Source organism: Hymenobacter sp. IS2118 (genome assembly GCF_000715495.1).
GTDB lineage: Bacteria > Bacteroidota > Bacteroidia > Cytophagales > Hymenobacteraceae > Hymenobacter.
Genome location: NZ_JNLX01000006.1, coordinates 108123 through 114171, shown reverse-complemented (window position 1 = coordinate 114171; position 6049 = coordinate 108123). Strand labels below are relative to the sequence as shown.

The window sequence follows — 6049 nt, the reverse complement described above, 5'->3', positions numbered from 1 at the left end:
CCGGCGCGGCGGCCGTGGGCCCGCTGGCGAAGGCGGTGGGGCGGCCGCACCCGCGCCGGCGGGCGACTAAGCGCCGCTGCTTTGTTTCCTACTGTGAATAATTGAGTGAGCGGGTAGTGAAGGTGTTCTGATGGAATAGATTCGCCGCCCGCTGATTACCTAATCTTGATTGCCGAATATGCTTTACCGCTTTGCGCTCCGATTGACCCTGGTTTTTGGGCTCCTGGGCACCCTCACAGCCTGTGACCCTAACCGGGTGTTCGAGCAGAATATCGACTTCCCGGATTCTTCCTGGGACGTGCAGCAAAAACCCGCTTTCACCTTCGCGATTGAGGATACGGCGGCTACTTACGACGTGTACTTCAACGTGCGCTATGCTTCGGCTTACGGTTTTTATAACCTGTATCTGAAGCACACGCTGGTAGGCCCGGCTGGCCGGGTGGGGCCGCCACTGCTACACCAAATGCTGCTGATGGACCCCAAAACCGGGGAGCCCAAAGGCAGCGGCACCGGCGACATCTACGATATTCAGATACTCGCTCTGCCCAAGCAGCGCTTCGCCCAGCCGGGCAACTACACCCTGACCCTGGAGCAGTACATGCGCCAGGACCAACTGCCCGGCCTCATGGCCATGGGCGTGCGGGTGGCCAGGCACGAAGCAAAAAAGTAGGGTTTCAAGCCCGTGAAAAAGCCGGTTCCGCAGCGTGCGGAACCGGCTTTTTGTGTTTTTGGCGGGCGTGGCGCTATTCCGGCAGGCGGGTTACGTCCACTGCGTTGGGGCCTTTTTTTCCGGCTTTGATGTTGAACTGAACCCGGTCGCCTTCCTGGATTTCGTGGATGAGGCCGGTTTGGTGAACGAAGATTTCTTCCTGGTTATCGTCGGCGACAACAAAGCCAAAACCTTTGGTATCGTCGAAAAACTTAACGGTGCCGGTGAGCATAAGCGTGGGGAGGGGGTGAAAATGAAAGGTGGCCTTCGATTAACGCAACTGGTTGGGCGTGGGTTAACGGCCTAAGACGAGCGCGCGGAAGGATACCGCCGCACAAAGGTAAAATTTTGGCACCGAACAGCCGCGCCCCACCGCGATGGCCGACATGGAACCTGGCCCCAGGGCGAACAACGGTTTGGGGGGCGCGTATAGGTTGAGCAGTCCATTCCTTCACCGATTACAACGCCCGCCCTGCCATGAACAACGACGAAACAAACCTGAATACCGAGTCCAACGACATTGCGGGCAACCGCGTGGATGGCCCCATTGGCAACACTGCGACGCAGCACACGCGGCCCGGCGCCGGCACGGGCATTCCCGGTGGTGCCCCCGCGCCGGCGGCGGCTGGCCGCCCCGCCGTTAGCACGCCCGGCGCGCCGGCTTCGAGCGAGTCCCTGGCTGATTCGGAAACGAGTGTGGCCGATGGGGCCGTGGATGCGGAAAACGACGAGCAGGAAAACAAGGAAGCCAACCCCGATGACCTCCGGCCCACCCAGCGCTACGGTGGCAATTTCGGCAACAGCACCCAGGGCAGCTACAACGACCGGGAGCGCCTCGAAAACCAGAATAGTGACCCCAGCCGCGGCGAGTTTGGCGCCCAGGATTTGGGCGGCACCACCCAGGGCGGCTATGGCAACCAGAACCGGTTGTCAGGGCCTGATGAACCCCGCAACGCGGGCGAAGAAAAATATTATGGCGGTAGCGCCGGCCGGCCCGGCCCGCAGGATAATTCCTACCGTGCCTACGACGGGGGCAACTACCAGACCGATGCTCCGGCCAACTACGGATTTGAGGCGGGCGCTCCAGTAGCGGCTACTTCGGGCCGGGCGGCCGATGCCGGCCAGATGCAAGGAACGGACTTCGACGGCCCCAGCGGCGACAACCGCAACCAGCCCGACCGCGCCGACCCGAACAGCGCTTTTCAGGTAGACAACGGGTCGGCAGCGACCAATGACCGGGGCTACGCCGATGATTATGGCAATACTTCGCTCCGGCGCCCGGATGCCAGCACCGGTGGCGCCACCGCCCCAGTTAGTAAAGGGAATCAGGAAACTGTTTCGGAAAGCCGCAACCAAACCGAAGATTACCGCCCAAACCAGAGCGGTTTCGACAAGCAGGGCCACCGCGAAGAGCAGCATCCGGGCTACTCTACCAACACGCCGGAATTTGCCGACCAGCGCGGCCAGCAGCCGGCCAGCAGCCGGGGCGACCGCGGCCGTGAGCCCGACTTCCGCACCGGCGACGACCGCAACGGCTATGTGGAGGGCAACGGCGGTGATACTTCCTTGGGCATGGGCTCAGAAGGAGGCTCTTATAACGATGCTTACGACGACAGCCAGCCCGGCAGCAACGCCGGCTCGCCGGCCCAGGGCGACCAACGCCTTGAAGACCGCGCCCAGAACTACGGCCAGACCGCCCGCCAGCAAAACCGCAGCACGGACGACGAGAACGAAGCCGACCACGGCGCCCCGCGCCGCAACGCCGGCCGCGACGGCGAGGGGAATGACTAGCCAGCTAGATAGCCACAAGCTTGTGGCTGATTTCTAGTAAACTGAGTAAATCAGATAGGCTTTTTTTTCACTAGCCCTTTAAAAAAAGAAGACCCGCCATGAAACTGACGGGCCTTCTTTTTTTAAAGCCAGACTTCTATTTTGTGCCGTTTTGCGCGGCCTGCTGCATGGGGTTTTGGGGGGCTTGCTGCTGCTGCTGAAACAGGTCGAAGCGGGAGGCAGCGGGCTGGCGGGGAAAGGCGTTGTTGCTCAGGTCGGTGTCGGCCGTTTGCAGGAAAGGGTCGAGTACGAAGCTGATAACGGGCTTGTCGGTCACCATTACCTTGGTCACTTTCTCGTTGTTTTTGCGCCAGATTTCGGCCGGAATCGTCCGTACTTCCTGGCTGTTGTCGGCGTAGGTAAGCTGCACGATAACGGGCATGACCAAGCCGCCTAAGTTGCGCAGGCTCAGCTCGTAAAAATACTGGGGCTGAGCGGCCAGGCGCTGCTGCTGCTCGGGGCTGAGGCCGGCGCGGTAGGCGGCATAGCGCTGCTGGTCGGCGGCGGTCACGGCCAGCGGGTTGTATTCGTTGTAGAAATCCTTCAGCTCCGGCTTTTCGTCTACCAATGTGGTTTTGAGGTCGGTGGCATTGCGCTGGGCCGAGATGGAAGGCGCGGCAGCGGCCTGCAGCTGCTGGAGGCGGGCTTTCTCCACGGCCGGGTCGCCAGTGCTTGGGGTGAAGGATTTCACCGATTCGAGGGCCAGGTCGGTGTGGTCGGTGGTGTAGAACCAGCCGCGCCAGAACCAGTCCAGGTCCACGGCCGAGGCGTCCTCCATGGTGCGGAAGAAGTCGGCGGGCGTGGGGTGCTTGTAGGCCCAGCGCTGGGCGTAGGTCTTGAAGGCGTGGTCGAAGAGCTCGCGGCCCATCACCGTTTCGCGCAGGATGTTCAGGGCCGCGGCGGGCTTGCCGTAGGCATTGTTGCCCAGCTGCAATACCGACTCCGAATTGGTCATAATCGGGTTTTGCACGCTCTTATCTGTGCGCATGTAATCCACGATGCTCTTCGGCTCGCCGCGGCGGGAAGGGTAATTCCGCTCCCATTCCTGCTCCGTCAGGTACTGCATGAAGCTGTTCAGGCCCTCGTCCATCCACGACCACTGCCGCTCGTCGGAGTTCACAATCATGGGGAAGAAATTGTGGCCCACCTCGTGGGTTATCACCCCAATCATGGCGTATTTCAGCTGCGCCGAATAGGTGCCGTCCTTCTCAGGCCGGCCGCCATTGAAGCTAAGCATGGGGTACTCCATGCCGAAAATGGGGCCGTGCACCGAGATGGCCACGGGGTATTCGTAGGGAATGGTGAACTTGGAATACGTCTTGATGGTGTGCGCCACCACTTCGGTAGAGTACTGGCCCCAGAGCGGGTTGCCTTCCTTGGGGTAGTAGCTCATGCACAGCACGGGCTGGCCGCTCTGCTTGATTTCCATGGCATCCCAGATGAACTTGCGCGAGCTGGCCCAGGCAAAGTCGCGCACGTTTTTGGCGGCGTAGGTCCAGGTTTTGGTGCCGGTGGCACGGCCGGCTTCGGCACTTACCGCCTCGGCCTGGCTCACGATGAGCACGGGCTTCTTGGCGTTTTTGGCCTGTGCGAGGCGCTTTTGCTGGGTGGCGCTCAGCACCTGGGTGGCGTTTTGCAGCGTGCCGGTGGCGGCCACCACGTGGTCGGCCGGCGCGGTGATGCTCACCTTGTAGTCGCCGAAGGGCAGCGTGAATTCGCCACCGCCCAGGAACTGCTTGTGCTGCCAGCCCTGGTTGTCGGAATACACGGCCATGCGCGGGTAGAACTGTGCAATTTCGTAGAGGTAATTCTTGTCCTCCGGAAAGTACTCGTAGCCGCTGCGCCCGCCCATTTTTATCTGGTCGTTGATGTTGTAGCGCCACTTCACATTGAAGGAGTAGGACTGGCCGGGCCGCAGGGGCGCGGGCAGGTCCACGCGCATCATGGTGTGGTTTACCACCGTTTTGAGCGCTTTGCCGTCGCGGCCCGTCACGCTTTCAATCTTGAAGCCGCCGTCAAAATCCGAGAGTAAGCCTTCCAGCGCCTGAAACTGCATTCGGTCCTGCAACTGGCTGACCTGGGTGGATTTGGTTGCTGATTTCTGGTCGTAAAGGTTCTGGTCGAGCTGCATCCAGAGGTAGGGCAGCACGTCGGGCGAGCGGTTGGTGTACGTAACGGTTTCGCGGCCCGTGATGGCCTGCTTGGCGTCGTCAAGCGTGACCTGAATGTCGTAGTCGGCCCGCTGCTGCCAATACTTGTGGCCCGGCGCGCCGCTGGCCGTGCGGTACACGTTGGGCGTGGGCAGCGTGGTTTCGAGCTGCGCGAATTTATCGGTGCCCGAGTTGGTGGTTTGGGCTTGCAGGGCCACGGTGGGCAACAGCCCGAGCCCCAGCAGGGCAATGCAACGACGCAGGTTTTTCAAAGTCAGCAAAGGGAAGAGGCGTTGGGGGTGAAACGGCCGTGCCCCTTGTGGCTGGCCGAAGCGCAAAGTTATCCAAAACTATAAGCTGTCAGTTTTTCCGAGCCGAGTATCAATACCGGGCTCCGTGGATGTTCCGGCGAATCCGGTCGAACGGAGACGGGGCCGACACGCACCAAAAGAGACTAAAATCCCGTTTAAGTCAAAAACATCAGGACCTGAACGCGTTAAAAGGGTCGTTTTAAAGTCGAGTCAAAGTGCCGAGCCGCAACCGCTTGCCGAGTGCAAGGCCGTCTGTTCAGGCGGTTGCAGCGTCGCAATCGGTCCCTGAATTGTATGTTTATAGTCTGTTAGCCCCGCGTCCATGTCCGCTGTTGTCCGTGCCACCTCCGATTTTTTTGACCAGCTGACCAACGACCTGCTGACGTTGCGGGTGCAGGCCCAGCGGCAATTCCGCACGCTGAGCACCGAGGAGCTGAACCGCCGGCCCAGCCCCAGCCGCTGGAGCGCGGGCCAATGCCTGGAGCACCTCAACATCGTGGGCGGCTACTACCTGCCCAGCATCGCGCGCCGCATTGCCAAAGCCCAGGCCGGAGGCTCGAAGCCCACGGCCACCGTGCGGCAGGGCTTTTTCGGCCGCCGCTTCGTGAACGCCATGCGCCAGCCGGCCAGCAAAAAATCCTACGTCACGCCCCAGCGCTACGCTCCCACCGGTACCCGCCTGCCCCGCACGGTAGCCGAAGTATTCAGCCGCCAGCTCGACGAGCTGCTGCGCCTGGTGCTGCTGGCCCGGCAGGTAAACGCCAACGCCGTGCTCATTCCCAACGCCGTTTTTCCGCTGCTGATGCTGCGTCTGGCTGACCAGCTGGAGTTTTTGGTGGTGCACATTCAGCGGCACATAATTCAAGCCGAGGGCGTGCTCGCGGGCAACCGGGCCAGTTCCAAAATGTCGGTGCGGTAGGCACGCGGCGGGCCGGGTTACGGGAGGGATGCTGGCCGCTGTTACGCGCTAAACAGCAGCCAGTGCGCATGACGGCGTCAAATATTAAAAACCCGCTTCTGGTGTGCAATAAAAGCGACGTAAGCATCTT

The 6049-nt window shown here is 61.2% G+C and carries 5 protein-coding genes; 3 read left to right on the top strand and 2 right to left on the bottom strand.

Annotated elements, in window-relative coordinates:
* The first annotated feature begins 178 nt into the window (after positions 1-178).
* A complete protein-coding gene (locus GM79_RS00755) occupies positions 179-670 on the top strand; it encodes a gliding motility lipoprotein GldH (protein ID WP_035557572.1) in 492 nt (163 codons plus the stop codon).
* Positions 671-743: 73 nt separating this feature from the next.
* On the opposite strand, the gene GM79_RS00750 is transcribed toward GM79_RS00755, so the two are convergent.
* The gene (locus GM79_RS00750; RefSeq protein WP_035557569.1) at positions 744-941 is read right to left on the bottom strand and encodes a cold-shock protein; all 198 of its coding nucleotides are present in this window, start codon (positions 939-941) and stop codon (positions 744-746) included.
* A 245-nt stretch (positions 942-1186) separates the two neighbouring features.
* Between GM79_RS00750 and GM79_RS00745 the strand changes: the two genes are divergently transcribed.
* Positions 1187-2500 (top strand): hypothetical protein, encoded by a 1314-nt coding sequence (locus GM79_RS00745; RefSeq protein WP_035557566.1) that lies wholly within the window; start codon positions 1187-1189, stop codon positions 2498-2500.
* A 136-nt stretch (positions 2501-2636) separates the two neighbouring features.
* Here GM79_RS00745 and GM79_RS00740 read toward each other — a convergent pair whose 3' ends face one another.
* Complete coding sequence (locus tag GM79_RS00740; protein WP_035557626.1) at positions 2637-4961, bottom strand: M1 family metallopeptidase; 2325 nt, start codon at positions 4959-4961, stop codon at positions 2637-2639.
* 361 nt (positions 4962-5322) lie between these two features.
* Between GM79_RS00740 and GM79_RS00735 the strand changes: the two genes are divergently transcribed.
* Positions 5323-5919: a DinB family protein gene (locus GM79_RS00735; RefSeq protein ID WP_035557563.1), complete on the top strand. Its 597-nt coding sequence runs from the start codon at positions 5323-5325 to the stop codon at positions 5917-5919.
* The last annotated feature ends 130 nt before the right edge of the window (positions 5920-6049 follow it).